The organism is Streptomyces sp. NPDC027663, assembly GCF_055566415.1.
This window is the reverse complement of sequence record NZ_JBVHSK010000008.1, coordinates 253,460-271,188: the sequence shown is the minus strand read 5'-3', so window position 1 is coordinate 271,188 and position 17,729 is coordinate 253,460. Positions and strand designations below refer to the sequence as shown.

The 17,729-nt window shown below is 71.3% G+C and carries 17 protein-coding genes; 7 read left to right on the top strand and 10 right to left on the bottom strand.

Annotated features, from left to right (window positions below):
- Position 1: 1 nt before the first annotated feature.
- Genes ACZ4SF_RS22945 through ACZ4SF_RS22935 form a run of 3 tightly spaced genes read right to left on the bottom strand, consistent with a single transcriptional unit; the run spans position 2 to position 3,221 of the window.
- Entirely contained in the window at positions 2-1,210 is a 1,209-nt protein-coding gene (locus ACZ4SF_RS22945; RefSeq protein ID WP_468387422.1) for an aromatic ring-hydroxylating oxygenase subunit alpha, read from the bottom strand.
- Positions 1,207-2,112, bottom strand: coding sequence for a shikimate dehydrogenase family protein (locus tag ACZ4SF_RS22940; RefSeq protein WP_468387420.1), 906 nt, complete (start codon positions 2,110-2,112; stop codon positions 1,207-1,209). The genes ACZ4SF_RS22945 and ACZ4SF_RS22940 overlap by 4 nt, the downstream gene beginning before the upstream one ends.
- Positions 2,113-2,120: 8 nt before the next feature.
- Positions 2,121-3,221: a 3-dehydroquinate synthase family protein gene (locus ACZ4SF_RS22935; RefSeq protein WP_468387417.1), complete on the bottom strand. Its 1,101-nt coding sequence runs from the start codon at positions 3,219-3,221 to the stop codon at positions 2,121-2,123.
- A 331-nt stretch (positions 3,222-3,552) separates the two neighbouring features.
- Here ACZ4SF_RS22935 and ACZ4SF_RS22930 point away from each other — a divergent pair, with 331 nt between their 5' ends.
- Entirely contained in the window at positions 3,553-4,704 is a 1,152-nt protein-coding gene (locus tag ACZ4SF_RS22930; protein WP_468387414.1) for a radical SAM protein, read from the top strand.
- Here the strand turns inward: ACZ4SF_RS22930 and ACZ4SF_RS22925 are convergent.
- From ACZ4SF_RS22925 to ACZ4SF_RS22910, 4 genes are all read right to left on the bottom strand, one after another.
- The gene (locus ACZ4SF_RS22925; RefSeq protein ID WP_468387411.1) at positions 4,665-5,609 is read right to left on the bottom strand and encodes a Gfo/Idh/MocA family protein; all 945 of its coding nucleotides are present in this window, start codon (positions 5,607-5,609) and stop codon (positions 4,665-4,667) included. The two genes, ACZ4SF_RS22930 and ACZ4SF_RS22925, sit on opposite strands and share 40 nt — an antisense overlap.
- Positions 5,609-7,291, bottom strand: a complete 1,683-nt coding sequence (locus ACZ4SF_RS22920) for a B12-binding domain-containing radical SAM protein (RefSeq protein ID WP_468387408.1) — start codon at positions 7,289-7,291, stop codon at positions 5,609-5,611. Before ACZ4SF_RS22920 ends, ACZ4SF_RS22925 begins: the two co-directional genes overlap by 1 nt.
- Positions 7,292-7,459: 168 nt before the next feature.
- Positions 7,460-8,164 (bottom strand): 4'-phosphopantetheinyl transferase family protein, encoded by a 705-nt coding sequence (locus ACZ4SF_RS22915; protein ID WP_468387405.1) that lies wholly within the window; start codon positions 8,162-8,164, stop codon positions 7,460-7,462.
- 56 nt (positions 8,165-8,220) lie between these two features.
- The gene (locus tag ACZ4SF_RS22910) at positions 8,221-8,859 is read right to left on the bottom strand and encodes a hypothetical protein (RefSeq protein ID WP_468387402.1); all 639 of its coding nucleotides are present in this window, start codon (positions 8,857-8,859) and stop codon (positions 8,221-8,223) included.
- A 98-nt stretch (positions 8,860-8,957) separates the two neighbouring features.
- On the opposite strand from ACZ4SF_RS22910, the gene ACZ4SF_RS22905 reads away from it, so the two are divergent.
- Together ACZ4SF_RS22905 and ACZ4SF_RS22900 are read left to right on the top strand one after the other, a co-directional pair.
- On the top strand, positions 8,958-10,049 hold the full coding sequence (locus ACZ4SF_RS22905; RefSeq protein WP_468387399.1) for a PIG-L deacetylase family protein: 1,092 nt from the start codon (positions 8,958-8,960) through the stop codon (positions 10,047-10,049).
- 1 nt (position 10,050) lies between these two features.
- Complete coding sequence (locus ACZ4SF_RS22900) at positions 10,051-10,746, top strand: alpha/beta fold hydrolase (RefSeq protein WP_468387396.1); 696 nt, start codon at positions 10,051-10,053, stop codon at positions 10,744-10,746.
- Positions 10,747-10,787: 41 nt separating this feature from the next.
- Here ACZ4SF_RS22900 and ACZ4SF_RS22895 read toward each other — a convergent pair whose 3' ends face one another.
- Positions 10,788-10,976: a DUF3073 domain-containing protein gene (locus ACZ4SF_RS22895; RefSeq protein ID WP_468387394.1), complete on the bottom strand. Its 189-nt coding sequence runs from the start codon at positions 10,974-10,976 to the stop codon at positions 10,788-10,790.
- 157 nt (positions 10,977-11,133) lie between these two features.
- A complete protein-coding gene (gene speD, locus ACZ4SF_RS22890) occupies positions 11,134-11,514 on the bottom strand; it encodes an S-adenosylmethionine decarboxylase (RefSeq protein WP_468387391.1) in 381 nt (126 codons plus the stop codon).
- A gap of 242 nt (positions 11,515-11,756) precedes the next feature.
- On the opposite strand from speD, the gene ACZ4SF_RS22885 reads away from it, so the two are divergent.
- The 4 genes from ACZ4SF_RS22885 to ACZ4SF_RS22870 all read left to right on the top strand — a co-directional run bounded on the left by ACZ4SF_RS22885 (position 11,757) and on the right by ACZ4SF_RS22870 (position 16,134).
- Positions 11,757-12,752, top strand: coding sequence for a BtrH N-terminal domain-containing protein (locus ACZ4SF_RS22885; protein ID WP_468387389.1), 996 nt, complete (start codon positions 11,757-11,759; stop codon positions 12,750-12,752).
- Between the two features lie 166 nt (positions 12,753-12,918).
- The gene (locus ACZ4SF_RS22880) at positions 12,919-14,784 is read left to right on the top strand and encodes a GNAT family N-acetyltransferase (RefSeq protein WP_468387387.1); all 1,866 of its coding nucleotides are present in this window, start codon (positions 12,919-12,921) and stop codon (positions 14,782-14,784) included.
- The gene (locus ACZ4SF_RS22875) at positions 14,771-15,835 is read left to right on the top strand and encodes an HAD-IIIC family phosphatase (RefSeq protein WP_468387384.1); all 1,065 of its coding nucleotides are present in this window, start codon (positions 14,771-14,773) and stop codon (positions 15,833-15,835) included. Before ACZ4SF_RS22880 ends, ACZ4SF_RS22875 begins: the two co-directional genes overlap by 14 nt.
- Positions 15,832-16,134 carry an acyl carrier protein gene (locus ACZ4SF_RS22870; RefSeq protein ID WP_468387382.1) on the top strand — a complete coding sequence of 101 codons (303 nt, stop codon included), beginning with the start codon at positions 15,832-15,834 and terminating at the stop codon, positions 16,132-16,134. The genes ACZ4SF_RS22875 and ACZ4SF_RS22870 overlap by 4 nt, the downstream gene beginning before the upstream one ends.
- Before the next feature lie 232 nt (positions 16,135-16,366).
- On the opposite strand, the gene ACZ4SF_RS22865 is transcribed toward ACZ4SF_RS22870, so the two are convergent.
- Positions 16,367-17,698: a M64 family metallopeptidase gene (locus tag ACZ4SF_RS22865; protein WP_468387380.1), complete on the bottom strand. Its 1,332-nt coding sequence runs from the start codon at positions 17,696-17,698 to the stop codon at positions 16,367-16,369.
- Positions 17,699-17,729 lie beyond the last annotated feature (31 nt).

Below are 17,729 nucleotides of genomic sequence, written 5' to 3'. Positions count from 1 at the left end.
TCTAGTCGGCGGCCGGAGCAGTGTCCACCAACGCCCTTACAGCGGCTTCCGGTTCGCTGCCGACGTGGTTCAACAGGGCTTTGAGAGACCGATGATGGTGCTGGAGCGCCAGCTCGTTGCGGCCGAATACGAAGTGCGTATTCGCACCGGAGCCGAGAGCCGCCTGGATCTGTGCGCCCGTGCGGTAATCCTCGTCGAGAACACCGCGGCGCACCAGTTCGCTGAACTCGGCCATGTAACACCGCTCCGCCTCGCTTTCACAAGGCTCCCGCGTCAACACCGTCTGAACGGTGCGGCTCTGCTCGGGGACGGGTCCGGGAAGTATCTGGGAAACGACGGCGTGCCCGTCCCAGGTACCGGCGATCGACACATTGGGGAAGAAGGTGTACACCGTGCCGCAATGCGGCGCCGGATCCCATTCGCTGACCGGTACGTCCCCCAGCGTGGCGAGCGACTTGGACGGGTACAGAATGCGCTGATGCGGGCCGAACGCGTCGACCACCATCAAATTGGAGGTGTTGGTGGGCGCGAACGTGGTCCGGTGCAGGGCCTGTACGTGGTAGTTCTCCAGGTAGCCGTCGTAGGCCACCTTCCAGCCCGGGCCCGGGAGTTCACGCTGCTCGTACACGTGCCAGGAGCCGAGGTCCAGCCCTTCGAGTTCGGTGCCGTAGTCCTCGCCGAGCCAGACGTCGAGGTCGATCGGCTCGTCACCGGTCAGCCGCACCCACACGAAGCCGTGCCGCTCCACGGCGGGTACCGGGCGCAGCCCGAACTCCTCGCCGGCGACCTCCCCGAAGGTGCCCGGGCGGTGGACGGCGACGAGCGAGCCGTGGTCGTCGTAGACCCAGGCGTGGTAGGGGCAGCGGAAGCGGTGCCGGGTGCCCGTGCCGGCCGGGCAGAGCTGGGCGCCCCGGTGCCGGCAGACGTTGAGGAAGGCCCGCACCTGACCGTCCCGGCCCCGGGACAGCAGGAGGGGGACGCCCAGCATGTCGAGGGCCTTGTAGTCCCCGGGGCGGGGCAGTTCGGCCGTCAGTGCGGCCATCAGCGGCACCCGCTTGAAGACGCGGTCGATCTCCTCGTGCCACAGACCGGCGTCCAGGTAGTCCGAGACCGGGACGCGCAGGATCTCCTGGGCCTGGTCCGTGGTGCCCTCCTGCAGGTGCTTGAGCGCCCGCTGTGCGAGGGCCACGGCCTGTGCACGTTCGATCATGAATCCATGCTCCCACGCGTGCCTTCGCCTGTCAGCAGACCGCCGGAGCCCGCCGTTCCCGGCCGGCGCGCCGGCGCGCGCCCTTCGGCGGGCCAGCCGAAGAACTCCTCGTACAGGGAGAGTTGGGTGTCGAGCATGTGACGTCCGGGGACCACCGGGTGCCCCCGTTCCGCAGCCGCCCGCAGCAGAGCGGTCTCGGCCGGCTTCATGACGATGTCCGCGACCACACACCCGTCCGGCAGGGCGTCCGGGTCGACGGGCAGCGGGTCGTCGGGACGCATGCCGAGCGGAGTGGCGTTCACGACGATGCCGGCGTCCGTGCACCGGGGTTCGAGGCTCGCCTCGACCCGGTCCGGCCACCGTGCCGCGAGCCTGCCGTGCACCTCGGCCAGCCGCTGTCCGTCCAGGTCGCACAGGCGCAGCCGGCCCGCTCCGGCCATGAGCAGGGCCGCCGCGACGGCCCGTCCGGCGCCGCCGGTGCCGACCAGGGTCACCGTGGCGCCCCGGGGGTCATGGCCCTGCCCGGTCAGCCCGCGCACGAAGCCGGCGCCGTCGAAGTTGTCCGCGAGCCAGGTGCCGTCGGCCCGCCGGCGCAGGGCGTTGGCGCTGCCCGCCAGCTCGGCCGCCACGCCCAGTTCGTCGGCGTACCGGCAGATCTCCACCTTGTGCGGAACGGTGACGGTCAGCCCGTCCAGGTTACCGATCGACTTCAGTCCCGCGACGGCGTCGCCCAGTTGCTCCGGGCGCACGTCGACGGGGACCAGCACGGCATCGATGCCGCGCCGGGCGAACAGGTCGTTGGCCAGCCCGGGCACCCGGACCTGGGTCACCGGGGAACCGAGGACGGCGTAGAGCCGGGTGGTGCCGGAGATCGGCACCGGCCCGGGTGCGGCAGGGGACACGGGACTCCTCAGGAGGGCACCCGCCGGTCCGTGGCGGCGGGCTCGGGACCGGTGGGCATGGCGGCGAGTACGGAACGTACGACGGATTCCGGTACGGGGTGGACCAGCTCGGGCCCTCGGGGGCCGTCGAGGACGAACGTCAGCCCCTCGGCCGCGTCCCTGCCCTTCTTGTCCCGGTGCATCAGGGACACCAAGGTCTCGGCGGGCACCCCGTCCGGCAGCCAGGTGGGCAGGCCGAAGCCGGCGACCGTCTCCTGGTGCTCCTCGGCCCTGCGCTCGCCGATCCGGCCCAGGGCGCCGGCCAGCCGTCCGGCGAAGACGGTGCCGGTGGCGACGGCCTCGCCGTGCCGCCAGGCGTAGTCCGTCGCCCGCTCGATCGCATGGCCCAGCGTGTGGCCGTAGTTCAGGACGTGGCGCAGTCCGCTGTCTCGTTCGTCCCGGGCGACGACGGAGGCCTTCAGCGCCACGCTCGCCGCGATCTGCTCGTGCAGCGCACGGCCCCGCAGGTCACCCGCGCCGATGAAGGCGCACCGGGCGATCTCGCCGTAGCCGCTGAGCATCTCCCGGTGGGGCAGCGTGGCGAGGTAGTCCGTGTCGCACAGGACCGCCGCGGGCTGCCAGTACACACCGACCAGGTTCTTGCCCTCGGGCAGGTTGACCGCGGTCTTGCCACCGACACTCGCGTCGACCTGCGCGAGCAGGGTGGTCGGCAGATGGACGACGGGCACGCCCCGGTGGTACAGGGCCGCCGCCAGGCCGACCGCGTCGGTCACGGTGCCGCCGCCGATCGCCACGACCGCGTCCGCCCGGCCCAGCCCGAACCGAACGAAGGCCCGGCAGTACTCCTCCACCGTGGCCAGGGTCTTGTCGCGCTCCCCGTCACGGGCCGGTACGACGCAGTGGGGGACCCCGGGGTCGGGCACGCCGGCGTCGGGCAGCGCCGTCACCACCGCCACGCGCCGGGCGCCGAGTTCCTCGACGACCGAGGGCAGCAACTGCCGTGCGCCGGGCCCGATGTGGACCGTGTACCGGTGGTCCGGCAACGTCACGTCGATACGGCGGATGTCCACGGCCTCGCCTGTATTCCGCTGGCCGGACGGTGAGTTCATCGCGCCCCCTGTGGTATTCCCCCGGTACCGGCGCAGAATGCTAACGCAGCGGTCGGCCGGCGGTCCCCGCCGCCCTTGTGGGCGGGACTGATGTGACCTCAGTTTCCGTCCGTGCAACGCCTATCGGCGGGCTCGCCGAGCGGTCGGACCGGCCGGCGGCGCACTGGTGCAGCCGTTGCGTGACGGTTAGGGTTGCGGCACGCCGTCCCATGGCCACCGCTGCAGGCAGGAACCGCGGACGACCCGATCGCCTGCCGGAGAGCAAGTCCACCGCACCTCCTCCGGGGAATCTATGCGCCTTAAGGAAAAGTTCCGTGCCGCAATGACCGCCATGGCGGCAGACGGCGAACGCCTGCCGTTCCTGGTGAATGACATGGTGATCGAGGAGCAGCTGTGCCAGATGCGCTGCTCCTACTGCCTGACCGAGGAATACAACCTCCTCATGAACGTGCCGGACGCCCGGCTGCGGCTCACCACCGACCGGCGCCAGGACTGGCACGAGATACTCGATCTCTACCACGAGCACGTGGACGCGCCCGTTCTCCGGCTTTCCGGTGGCGAATTCTTCTGGCTGAAGGGTTCGACCGAATTCGTCGAGGAGGCGAGCCGCCGTTACGAGACGGTTCAGGTCATCACCAACGGCGTCTTTCTCAACGACCGGCGCATCGAGGCGCTGGCCGCCCTGGGCAACGTACAGCTGAACATTTCCCTGGACGGCCACACCCTGGAACTGAACCGGCACCGGCTGCCGCCCAAACAGGCAAAACTGCACGACGTCATCATGCGCGGCCTCGACTCGGCCGCGAAAGCCGGCCTGAAGATCGACATCCAGTCCGTGCTCACCGACGCCAATTACCAGGGGCAGCTGGAATTCGCCGAATTCCTGCGGGACCGGTACGCCGGGCAGGCCACCCTGTACTTCTTCCCGGTCCGCGGCGAGACCGCCGAGCGGATGGGACCGCCGGCCGGCGACCACCTGGTGCCGCTGGCCGAGCGGTACGACGAGTTCGCCTCCGTGCTGCCGCCGCGCGCCTATGTGGAGCACATGGCCGAGCAGCTGAAGACCAACATCCGCACCATGCCCTGCTTCGTGCCCGCGACGATGGCCCAGCTGTTCGGCCAGGGCGACGTGTCCGCCTGCCCGCACGCGTGGGTCAAGCCGATGGGCAACCTGGCCGAGAACCGCACGCTCCTGCTCGACCAGTACGGCTCACACCAGCACTACGACCTGTTCCTGCACGACCGGCCGCGCTTCTCCTTCTGCAAGGACTGCGCGACCCCGTCCGACGTGCTGAACCTCTACTTCCTGGACCGCATCACGGACGAGGAGATCGGCAGCACCCACCTGTACTCGGGTGAGCGCACGCGGGCCAGGCTCCGCCGGATGAAGCAGGCCTTCCGCCCCGTCATCAGCGGCGGCGCCACGGACACCGGGGCGGCCGGTCAGCCGGTCGGCTCCTCCTCGCACAGCGAGACCGCGTAGAGCTGCGCGATCAGCTCCTGCACCGCCAGCGCCTCGGCGGCCGGCACCGTCCGGCCGCCGGGACGGCCCGCGACCGCGTCCAGGAAGCCTCTGATCGCGGCCAGCTCCGGCCGGCGCTCCTGCGCCGCGACGACCCCGGCCGCGCTGCGGACCTCGCCCCGCTTCAGGTCGAGCACCACGCTCTCCCCGTCGGCACCGACCGCTTCCACCTGCAGCCCGAGGGTGCGGCTCGCCCGGTCGATCCGTACGGTCGCCGGCCCGGCGGCAAGCTTCACCTCGGCCACCACGCGCTCCTCCGCGCCCGGCCGGTCCACCCGGCAGCTCATCGCCTCCGCCGGCCCGAACACCGCTTCCAGCAGGTCCAGCGCGTGGGCGCCGAGGTCCAGCAGCGCACCGCCACCGGCCCGCCGCGCGTCGCCGTACCAGTTCGTGACCGGACGCCACAGACGCTGGCCCGCGGTGGTGAACGTCAGCGTGATCTCCCGCAGGCCGGCGGGCAGCGCCTCGCGGAAGACCGGCACCAGCTCGTGGAAGCGGTACGGCAGGTTGACCGCGAGCCGGCCGTCGGACGCCTCGGCCAGCCGCCTGGCCGAGGCGAGGTCCGCGGCGAGCGGCTTCTCGCACAGGACATGGGCCCCGGCCGCCAGGGCGGCCAGCGCCGGCTCGACATGCGCGTCGTTGGGGGTGCACACGGCGACCACGTCGGGCCGGCCCTCGCCCAGGAACTCCGAGAGGCTGCCGGTGACCAGCACGCCGTCCGCGGCCTCGCCGAGCACCTTGCGGGCACTGTCCTCGTCGGCATCGCACACGGCCACCAGCTCGAAGTCCTCGTGCCGGCTCACCTCCGGCAGGTGGTACCGCTGGAACACCCGGCCGCCGCCGATCACTCCGTAACGCAGGGTCATCACGCGGCTCCCGCTCCGACGGCCTCACGCGCGCACACGGCGTCGACGCGCGCCCTGAACTCGGCGAACGGCACTCCCAGGTGCTCGTCGTCGTACTCCGCCACGACCGCGCGCAGCTCCGCGTCGAGGCGCTCGGCCAGGTCGGGCGGATCGGTCTCCGCCAGCACCAGACCGAAGTTGATGAACGTGAGGAACAGTTCGGGCAGCCCGTTGCGCCAGGCACGCAGCCGGCTCAGCAGAGCGCGCGGACCGTCCTCGGCGGTGGCCGCCGGGGTGCCCCGCAGCCGGCGGGCGGCCACGGCGAGGTCCTGGGCGATGAACGGAAGGACGTTCTCCTTCCAGTCGCTGATCTCCTCGCCGATCTCGCTCCACGCGCCCCACAGCGCCTCCACCCGGGCATCGGGCACCCGGTAGTCACGGCGGGCGGTGCGCAGGATCTCGAAGGCGTCGCCCTCGCGGCCGGCGATGTCCGCCGGAGCCAGCGGTTCCTCGATCCGGTCGTACATCTCCGTGCCCCGCAGGGCGATGGCGCGGTTGATGAGGAAGAACGGGTTGTCCGTCTCGTGGATCCGCGCGGCCACGATGAAGCCCAGGTTCTCCCACAGCTCGTCCAGGGACGTCTTGGGCTCGATCATGATCCAGCCGGGGTCGAGACCGAGTCCCTCGCGCTTGAACATCCGGGCAGCGTCCAGGTTGTACGCCACGGTCGTGCCCTTCTTGAAGCGCCGCAGCATGCCGGGCGACCCCGACTCGATGCCCAGCAGCGCCGAGGCGAGCCCGGCCCGGCGCAGGAGACCGAGCGCCTCGTGGTCGATCAGTCCGGAGTCGACCCGGAACTCGCAGTGGAACTGGAACTTCAGCCCGCGCCGCAGCACTTCCTCGGCAAATTCCACGGCATGGGCGAAGCCATTGCTGAATGCGCCGCCGAAATTGTCGTCGTTGAACCAGATGAAACGGGTGCTGAACTCCCGCTGCAGATATTCGATCTCGTCGACCACGTCACCGGGCGGCCGCAGGCGCCAGAATCCGTCGACGACACCGGGCTGCCGCGGCGCGTAGCAGAAAGTGCACTTCGCATGGCAGCCGCGGCTGGTGAACGTGGAGGCCACCGGTGTCGCGATGCCGGCCGCCCGGTGCGTCTCGAGAACGTCGCGGGCCGGCCAGACCATGCGGCTGAGGTCCGGCAGCACCGGCATGCCGCTGGTGCGGATCCGGTCCCCGTCCCGGTAGTAGATGCCGGGCGTCTCGCGCCAGTCGGTGCCGGCCTTCAGCCGGTCCAGGAGACCGACGACGGTCAGCTCGCCCTCACCGAACGCGACGCAGTTCGCCTCGGGCACCCGCTCGGCGATGAGCTTGGCGTTGTACGTGCAGAAGGCACCGCCGATGGCGATGAACACCTCGGGATCGGCGGCGCGGGCACACCTGATGAGCCGGATGGCATCGATGATGTGCAGGTCGTACATGATGCTGATGCCCACGAAGCGGGGCTTCTCACGGCGGATCAGCTCGATGATGGTCTCGTCGCTGGGCGCACGGCCGTGCAGGTTCAGTGAGGTGACGGTGTGTCCGGCGTGACGCAGATAACCTGTGATGCAGGCGAGGCCGAGGTTTTCCCGCACCTTTTCGTAGAAGGCGCGGAGAGCGGGATCCAGCTGGACATACTCTTCGTCCGTGATGGCCACATTCTGATTGTTCAGGCTGGCGCTGCCTGTGTTGATCTCCCGCGGAGTCAACAGAACGACGTCCGTCATCCGAGTCTTGTCCTTCCCCCGCATATCCGCCTGGGTAGAGCTGGATCGTACACACGCGACCGCTGCCCCCGACACCGTTGCACTGCGGGGCGACAGCTGCTAACCCGCACTCAACAACAGCTCGTGCGCGTCCTTTTGGACAACATCCGCGTCCCATCCGCCCGTCAGGCAGACGGCAGCGGGGTGCCGCCCCTCCACCTCGAGGTCGGCCAGCCTCAACTCACCCACCGTTTCCGGACGGTCCGCCCAGCGGTCGACCCGGGCGGGCGTGCCGGGCGCCGACACCTCCAGGCGGCGCGGCGGCAGCCGGAGTCCGATGCCCAGGGCCTTGAGCACCGCTTCCTTACGGGTCCAGTAGCGCAGCAGGGCGCCCGGGCGGTCGGCCGGAGCGAACCCGTGCAGTACGGCGAGTTCGGCCGCGGACAGGACGCGCGGCGCCACCAGGTCCACGTCGGGCGCCTCCTCGATCCGCTCCACGTCCAGCCCGACCTCCGCGCCCCGGCACACGGCCAGGCCCACGGTCGGGCCGCTGTGACTGACGGAGAAGCCGAGGTCCGCCGCCGGGTCCAGGGCGGCCTTGCCGTGCGGGCCGCCGCAGCGCGGGCACACCCGGCGCAGCGGCACCTGAGCGGCCGGCAGACCGAGCAGCCGGCCGAGCACCAGCCGGCTCAGCGCACAACCGACCAGGAACTGCTGCCGGTTGACCGGATCGACGGTCGCCTCGTACCGGGCCCGCTCCACCGGGTCGAGCAGCCCGGACAGGCCGGGGTACTCCCCGGACAGGCGGGCCCACCACACCTGCACGGGGCGCGTCCCGGCTCCGGCTCCAGTTCCGGTTCCGGTTCCGGTTCCGGTTCCGGTCACGAGGGTGCGGTGGTGCCGGTGCGCAGTTTGCCGACCAGCCGGAAGCCCATGTGCGGCACCTTCAGGATCTGAGCGCCCGAGCCGACCTCGCGGAAGCGCTTGCGCAGGGCCTCCACCAGGTCGCGCGGGTCCTCGCCGGTGAGGCGCAGCAGCTCGGGACGGGCGACGATGCGCGCGGACCGGTCCCCGAGCGCGCGCAGCGCCTTCGCCTCCGCCTCGGTCAGCTGGACGGAGGCGGACGGAGTGGCCAGGACCCCGGAGTCGTCCAGGTCCAGCACCTGGGTGGCGGTGGGCGCGGCGACGTCCCGCAGATAGGTCAGGAACGACACCAGCCGCTCGCCGCCCAGGGGCGAGGCCATGAGAAAGCTCGAGCCGGACCGTACGGCCCGCAGGGTGTCCCGGGCGTCCGGGGCGCTCTGCACCGTGACGACATAGGCGCCGTCACGGGTGATCTTCCGTGGCTGGACGGCGGGGCCCCGGGTGCCGGCGAAGGCCACCAGCAGGTCGTCCCGGTGGTGATCGGCGGGGCTGCCGTCCTGCGCGTCCGGGGACTGAAGCGGAAGCCCGACCCGCTCGCAGGCGTCCTCCAGAGCGGAGAGGTCGACCGGTTCGAGTCCCCAGGCGAGTACGTACATGTGTCAGCCCTTCACCGTGTCCGAGGCCTTCCGGAGCCTTGCCGCGGGTGCGCTTCTCCCATAGTTCCATGATCGGACGTTGCTTTACACTGCTCGTCATGTCGCAGCGCCCTGCCACACCGCCGTCACGGCGGTCGACGAAGGCACTCGCACCGGCGGACCGTCCAACGGGCCTGCCCCACCTGGAGTGTGAGGGCGCATCGGCGCACTTCCTGGGTGAACCTCTCGACGCCGGTCTGTTCCCCGCGCCCGGCGCTCGCCTGTGGCGCGAGTGCGACGGCACCCGCCCGCTGGCCTCCTTCGGCGCCGAGGACCAGGAGCTGATCTCCCGCTGGTACGCCGCCGGCCTGCTGGTCGTGGCGCCGCCGGCTCCCGCCCGCGTCACCGGTGCCGGGCTCGCGCCGGTCGTCGTCTCGCCCCACCCCGACGACGCCCAGCTGGCCCTGGGCGGTCTGGTGCACCGGTTCGGCGGGCACGTGGTGGACGTGTTCTCGCACGAGACCTGGACCCGGCGGCCGTACTACCAGGAGCGCCCCGAGCTGGCCTCGCGGATGCTGATCGCGGAGGAGCGTGTCGCCTGCCGGGTGCTGGACGCCTCCCTGACGCTGCTCGGCCATGTGGACGGCGAGGCCCGGCCGGCCTGGACCGACGACTTCTTCGTCCGCGAGGACGCGGCGGCCCGGGTACGGGCGGCGGAGCCCGCGCTGCTGGCCCGGGTCACCGAGGACCTCGCCCGCGAACTGACAGGCGAACGGCTGGTGCTGGCGCCGCTCGCGGTGGGCGGGCACGTCGATCACGTCATCACCCGTGAGGCGGTGCGTGCGCTCGTCGTGGAGGGCGAACTCGCCCCGGAGCGTGTGGCGTTCTACGAGGACATGCCGTACTCGCTGTTCGCCGACGCCGAATCGGCGGCAGCGGAGCTGTCCACGGCGTGGGACGAGCCGCTGTTCCCCGTGCCCGTGGCCCTGGACGGGCCGGCGGTCGAGGCGAAGCAGGAGTCCCTGTGGCCGTACCGGCTGCAGGTGCTCGAAGCGACCACCCGCCGGATCATCCGCTACGGCACGAACCTCGCGGCCGGGCTGCCCGATACGCGTTCGGCGGTGTCCGTGGAACGTCTGTGGGCGCCGGCGGTCTCCCGGGACGCGATCGTGCGGCTGACGGACCCGGCTCCGGGCCGGCCCGCCGACTGAGATGCGGCTGCACACCCGCCGGTGGGGCACCGGCGACCGGGTCGCCGTGCTGGTCCACGGGATCATGGCGGACCATCGCACCTGGGATCAGCTGGTGCCGGTGCTGACCGGTCGCGGCTACCGGGTCGTCGCCGTCGACCTGCGCGGCCACGGCCGCAGCCCGCGGGGTTCCTACGCCCCCGCGGACTTCGCCGAGGATCTGATCGACACGCTCGACCCGCGGCCGGAGCTGATGGTGGGTCATTCACTGGGTGCCCTGGCCGTGGCGCTCGCGGTGGACCGGCTGCGCCCCGGACGGGCCGTCTACTCGGAACCCGCCTGGCGGCTCGGTGGTCCTGACGGGTCGTTGGATCCGGCGTCCTTCGCGCTGTTCAAGCGCGTCCCCCGGCTGCTGATCCACACCTTCCGGCCGGACTGGGACGATGCCCGGGTCACGGCGGAGCTGGCGGCGCTGGAGGCATGGGACGAATCCACGGCCCGCACGCTCTCCGGGTACCGCGCCGTCGATCACACGCCGCAGGAGCCGCTGGTGCCCTCACTGGTCCAGGCCGCGGACCCCAGTGCGCTGGTCAGCCCGCTGCACCGGCGGGAGTTGCGGCGCCGTGGTTTCGAGGTGCGCACGCTCGCGGACGTGAGTCACGCCCCCCACCGGGACCATTTCGGGGCTTTCCTGGATTCGCTGGAGGGCTGGCTGTGATGAGGAGGGGCCGGTCGTCCGGAGGGAAGGAACGGGGGAGATCACCGTGAGTCGAGCGGGCGTTCCCGGTCGTCGCTCTCTTCGCCGTCGACCAGGAGGTCTGCCGGATGGTCCTCGTCCTCGCCGGTGGCGAGTTCCTGCTGGAGGGCCCTGAGGTCGGTGCTGGGGGCGTGATACTTGAGCTCGCGAGCGATTTTGGCCTGCTTCGCACGTGCGCGACCGCGTCCCATGATCCATCTCCTCACAGATGCCCGGACGCGGGGGCCCGTTCGTCATCCCCGCGACCGATACTCTCCCTAGACCACACCCCATGCTAGCTCAGTCGGCCTGTTACCAGCAGACAGGCCGAAGCCCCGGGCCGGGGTCCGGATCCGGTGCGGAAGAGGCTCAGTGAACGGCGCGGAGGTTCCGCGTCACATTGATCTTGGTCGGGGAAAGACCCAGCTCGACGCTCTGCATCATGCGCTCGCCGTTCAGCCGGCCATAGGCCAGCAAATCGACGTTGGCCAGCGAGAATTCCGGCCAGGTGTGAATGCTCAGGTGCGACGCGGAAAGCAGGAGGATCGCGGTCACGGCGCCGTTGGGAAAGACGTGCGAAGCCTCACCGAGAACCCTGGCGTTGCCCTTCTCCGCCGCATCGCGCAGCACCTTCAGAAGACGCTGCTCATCGGTCAGGATGCTGTGATCGCTCACCCAGACGTCGACCGCGTAGGAGCACAGGTCGTCGACGTCTATACCTTCGGTGGCGAGTTCGGCGGGATTACTCATGGCGCTCCGGGAAGCAGGTGCGGACGCCGCTTCCCGCATCTCCTCTCCAAGGATTCACAACGTGGATTCACAACGATCACGGTGACCGGATCGGGGCCTTGACATCCCGACTGCCGACACTTAGCCACATCAGGCTAGCACCCAGGGTAACCTACCGCAGCGCGCCGCCGCGGGCCTGCGGGTCTGCCCGCCGCGGCGCCCGCCGAAGTCTTGTTGACCGGCCAGCGGAGGGGTGCATTTTCTTGGTAAGGCCGTCGGACGACGACTCGGATTTCACCGCACTGGATTGCATTGCGGCCACGTTCGGCACTGTTTCGGCCTGGCTCGGGCGCGACCCCGCCGTCCTCGGGGACGACTGGGGCTACCGCAGCAGGGCGCTCAGCGGATCGGAGTGGCCGCTGGAGAACGTCGCCACCCGCCGGCGCACGGCCGCGGACGCACTGGCGCAGTGGTACGGCCTGACCTCGGAGCACCTGGTGCACGACGGCCCCGGCGAGGTCGAGAAGTACCTCGGGGAACGGCTCGCCGAGGGCACCCCGGTCATCCTGTTCGTCGACGCCTTCCACATGCCGTACACCTCCCAGTACCGGCAGCAGCACCACTGTCACCGGGTGGTGCTGCGCTCCGCCACGGGCGACGGCTTCGAGGTCGTGGACCGCTACCGGGGCTCGCTCTTCGAGGGCACGCTGGAGAGACGGGCCCTGCTGGCGGCGGTGTCCGCGCCGGAGTTGGCGGACGGCCACCGCGGCGACCCGGACTGGCGTCACCGCACCATCGTCGTCACGCCCGGCACCGGGCCCGCCCGCACCCCCGCGGCGGACGACTTCCGGGCGGCCCTGCGGCGCACCGCCACCGCCTATGCGGCCGAGTCCGGCGAACAAGGCCTGCTGCGGCAGTGCGCGAACCGGCTGCGCGGTACGCCGGACGCTTTCGCCGAGCCCACACCGGTGGGCATGATCTCGATCAGCGCATGGTTCGGTGAACTGGCCAGCCAGCGCGCGCTGAACGCCCGCTTCCTTCGGCTGGCGGCCACGGTCTGCGAAATCCCGGAACTGGCTGGAGCCGCGGACACGGCCGATGCGCTCGCGCGGCAATGGGAGACCATTCGCAACTATTTCTTCCTGCGGATGAGAAAAGGCTCTCCCGCCGTGGCCCGGATAGCCGACATGCTCGACGGAATTGCCGATCAGGAATCAGGGTGGAACAGCAGCTGCCTGGAATTGCTGGACCGCCCATAGACGCCTGGCGTCGTGGTTCTGCGGCCCCGTATACTGGCACGAACATTCTCACCCCACGTGGAGCAACATTGTGACGAACGCCCGTCGACGACGCCGCAGTCTCAGCGCCGACCGAGTGCTCAATGATGTCGCGGACGCCGTCAGGCTCCAGGAAGGGCCTCCGGGGGTGCGGTCGATCCTGCGTGCCATCCGCCGGCTGGCTCCGGCCTCGACGAAGGACATCAGCCGCGCCGTCGGTCTGCCCGTGCCGATCGTGGCGGCCGTGGGCAACGAACTGCGCCAGCGCGGGCTGATCACCAAGGAGCGGCCGTCGCAGCTCACCCCGGCCGGCCGGGCCGTCGTCAGCGAGCTGGGCATGGACCTCACGCTGGACGCCACCTGCCGTACCTGTGACGGCCGGGAGCTGGTGATCCCGGAGGTGCTGGACGAGGCTGTCGCCCGGCTGTCCGCGATCATGGAGGACGGTCCGGCCGTCGACATGACGATCGACCAGTCCAAGTGCACCCCCGAGACCAAGGTGCGGCGCGTCCTCGCCCTGCTGTCGTCCGGCACGCTGCCCGGCGGCTCGCTGCTGCTGATCGGCGACGACGACCTGATCTCGCTGGCGGTCGCCGTGGTCGGCGACGTGCTGGGCAGCCCGCTCGTCGACCAGGTGACGGTGGTCGACATCTCCCCCGAGATCCTCGGCTACATCGAGCGGGTGTCGGCGGACCTCGGGACGCGGATAGAGACGGTCGAGCACGACCTGCGCAATCCGCTGCCGGAAAAGCTGCACCGCCAGTTCGACGTGGCGATGACCGACCCGCCGTACACCCCCGAGGGTGCCCGGCTGTTCCTGTCGCGGGCGGTGGAAGGCCTGCGCCCGGGACCGGCCCACAGCATTTTCCTGTCGTTCGGCGGGAAGAGCCCGGACGAAATGCTCCAGGTGCAGCGCGAAATCATGGAACTCGGTCTCGTCACCAACGGGTATGTCCGCAACTTCAACGAGTACGAGGGCAGCGGAATCCTGGGCGGGGTCGGATTCTTTCAGCATCTCCTCACCACGAGCGCGACGGCGCCTTCTCAGGAAGGCGATTACAAGGGCCCCCTTTACACGGGTGACAAACGCTCGCGGCAGCGCATGTACGAATGCGTGGCCTGCGGGGAGCTGGTCCGGGTCGGCCCCGGCGCCAAGTGGACCTCGGTCGGCATGCTGCGCGCGGAAGGCTGCCCGAACTGCGGCAAGGGGCCCTTCCGGCCCGGCCCGCTGGTCCCGGCCGGACCCGAGCAGCAGACCCGGCAGCCGGCCTCGGCGGCCCGGTACGCGGGCGGCCGCCCGCAGGTGACGGCCGCCGCACCGGAGCCCGCCACGGCACAGGCCGCCGCACCGGAGCCCGCCACGGCACAGACCGGTGCACCGGAGCCCGCCGCGGCACAGACCGGTGCACCGGAGCGTGCCGAGGAGACGGCTCCCCCCGTGCCGTCCCGCCGGACCTGGCACCCGCCGACCACCGACGAGCGCGACGTCCTGGAGGAGCGGGCGGCGCCCTACGTCATCCGGCAGGCCGATGAGAGGGACCTGCCGGCGATCGGGGACTTCGAGGTCGACATCGCCCGGGTCTCCTTCGGCGGGGACGCTGTGGACGACCCGGTGCGGCACCGGACGCGGATGGCGCGCGCGATGGAGAAGTCCAAGGACGGGATGATCGTCGCCCACCGGCCCGGCGACCCTGCGGTCGGCTGGCTCTGGGTCAGCGTCAACCAGAACGTGATGACCGGTGACCGGTACGCGAACTTCCGCTCGCTGGCGGTGGCGCCGGTGGAGCGCCGGGCCGAGGTGGCGGAACTGCTCATCTCCTCGGGGCTGGAGTTCGCCGTGCGGCACGGGCTCACCGAGGTCGTGGGCCGGGTGCACGTCGGCAACGTCCCGATGCGCACCCTGTACCGGAAGTTCGGTTTCACCCCGACCAACCTGGTGATGAAGCTGCGGCTCCCGGCGGGCGACGACGACCGGGCGTCCGAGCGACAGGACCCGAGCCATGCTGGACACTGACGGCATCAAGTGCGTCGTGTGGGACCTCGACGGCACCCTGTGGGACGGCGTGGCGGTGGAGCGCGCCGACAGCGGGCTGCCCGAGGTCCGTCCGGAGATGCTGGCGGCGGTCGACGCGCTCGCCGGGCGCGGGGTGCTGAGCAGCATCGCCAGCCGCAGCGCCCCCGAGGTGCTGGAGCGCCTCACCCGTGACACCCGCCTCGCCGCCCGGTTCCTGGCCCCGCAGGTGTCCTGGCAGGACAAGAGCACCGCCCTGCGCAAGATCGCCGCCGAGCTGGGGGTGGCGGTCGACTCGCTCCTCCTGGTCGACGACTCGCCGTACGAGCGGGCCGAGGTGGAAGCCCTGCTGCCCGGCGTGCGTACGGCGGATCCGCGGGACGTGCCCGCGCTGCTGGAAGCATTCGACGGACGGCCGGTCACCGCGGAGGCCGGCGCGCGGGTCGGCCTGTACCGGACCGAGGAGGCCCGCCGCCGGGCGGGCGAGCGCTTCGAGGGCAGCAGGGAGGAGTTCCTGCGGTGGTGCGAGATGCGGATGGAGATCGGCGCGGCGGGGAGCGAGGATCTCCCCCGCGCGCTCGAACTCGCCGAGCGGACCCACCGGTTGAACTCGTCCGGGCTGGACCGCGAGCAGGTCCGGGTCATGACCGGACAGGGCGGCCACCGGCTGTTCACGGCGCGGATGACCGACCGGTTCGGGGACTACGGGATCATCGGCATGGCGCTGGTGCGGCCCGGCTCCACGGCATGGTCGGTGCCCCTGCTCGCCCTGTCCTGCCGCATCGCCGGCCGCGGTGCCTCCGTCGCGTTCCTGCGCTGGCTGATGGAAGAGGCCCGGTCGGCCGGAGCCGACGAGTTCACGCTGGACCTCCGGCCCACCGAGGCCAACACCGAACTGCGGCTGCTGTTCCGCCAGGCCGGCCTGCGCATCGCCGGCGAAGGCGGCGACCCGGCGCAGTCGACGGTGACGCTGACCCGCACCCTCCACGGCGACCTGCCTTCCTGGCCCGGCTGGCTGCAGGTGCGTCCGCTGCCGATTGGACCGACCCCATGACCGAAGAACCCCTGCAGGAACAACGGGCCCACGTGGAGCGGGAGATCCGCGGGATGCTGGCCGAGGCCACGCGCGCGGACCGGTCCCGCATCGAGGAACTGCCCGCGGAGACCCAGCTGTTCGGCTCCGAGATCTCGCTGTCGTCCCTGGCCGGTGTCACGCTGCTGGCCGCGATCACCGAGCGCTACGGCGTCGACGTGGCCGCTCAGGACCTGAGCCTGGACTGCCTGGAGTCCATCGCCACCCTCGTCGACTTCGTGGTGTGGCACCTGGCGATATCGCCGGAGGGCAGCGTCTGAGCCGCAGGGCCGCGGCGGCTGGGTCCTGAGACGGCGCGGCGGCCCGCGGGCTCGTCCCCAGGCGCTGTGCGGCCCGCCGCGGTGGCCACGGCCACCGCGCCGTGGGGCCACGGCCACCGCGGGCGAGCGCATGACCACCTGCAGGTGACGCGGGAAGCCGGGTCTGTGCCCTCACCACGGCTTCCGGCCGCTGCACGGTCCGTCTGCGCGTGCGGCCTGCGGACCGGTGGCCTCAGCGCACCCTCCACGTCAGGGAGTTGGACGCCTGGTCCCGTACCGCGGGATCCCGGACGGCCGCCGTGCGGTCGGTCACTGTAGCCGTGATCCGGTGACCCCGGCCGTGGCCGTGGACGCCCAGGGCGCGGGGTGTCACCGTCAGGACGTCGGCCGCCCACGGGACCTCACGGCCGTCGACGTACCAGGTGAGGTGGAGGTCGGCGAGGCCGGTCACGTGCGCGAGCCGTACCGTGACCGGGCGGTTCCTGCGGACCGGCTCGGTGGTGGGGACGCGGGAGGTCAGTGCGTCCGCGTCGGCGTAGAAGCCGGCGATCATCGCCTCGCGTCCGACGACGTTGAACTCGGTCGAGGCCAGGGTGCGCATGAGGGAGGTGTCGGTGGGGCGGTAGATGCCCGTCTCGTAGTAGCCGCCGCCTTCGTACGCGCCCACGACCGAGCCGGTCGGGTCCTGGGCGCCGGCCCACCGGGACCACTTCGCCGCGCCCGGGTCGCGGTGGAGGGTGAGGTTCGCCGCGGCCGGTTCCGCGGTGTCGGGGTAGGCGCCGTAGCCCGCGTACTGGTACTCGTCGGCCAGCCGGCCTATGGAGTGGCCCAGTTCATGGGCTCCTATGAGGTACGACCTGTCGTTGTCGGACGACATCGTCGCCACTCCGTGGAACGGCGAGCCGGGCGGCAGGTCGGGGGTGGAGTAGCCGGCGCCGCCGTACTTGGCCGAGTTGGCGACGACGAAGACGATGTCGGCGTCCGGCGCGAGGCGGGCGTACCGCGCGACCGCGTCCGTGTCGACGCACAGCAGGCGCTCGACGTCGTCGCAGAAGAACGCGGAGCGCAGCGCGGTGTCCTTCACCACGTCGGCCGTCGGGTCGCCGGAGACGCCGGAGTCGCGGGACACGGTGTCGACCAGCCAGACGTTGAACAGGCCGCGGTAGCTGCGGTACGGCTCGACGTCGAAGATCGCGTCCAGTTTCTCCTCGGCGTCCGCGGCGAGTTCGCCCTGTTCGTCCGCGGTGTAGCCGTCGCCCATGACCACCAGGTCGAGCCGTCCCGAGACCGGCCCGGTCCGCTGCAGCGCCCGTACCGCGGGGTCGGTGTGCGCCGGCTTCCCCGTTCCGGGGCGGGTGAGCCGTGCGGGTGCGTCCGCCGGCACGGTCACCTGGCGGGGCTCGGCGTCCGGTCCCGGGAAGTACTCGACGTGCTGGGTGCGGGGCGCGGGGGAGGCCGCCTCGGCCGGCCCGGCGTTCGCCGCGCCGGCCAGCGCCGCCACGGCGACGAAGGCAGCCCCGGCGACGGTGGTCCAGCGCGTACGCGGTCTTGCGCGGTGCGACACGGCAACCTCACTCAAGTATCAAGTTAAACGG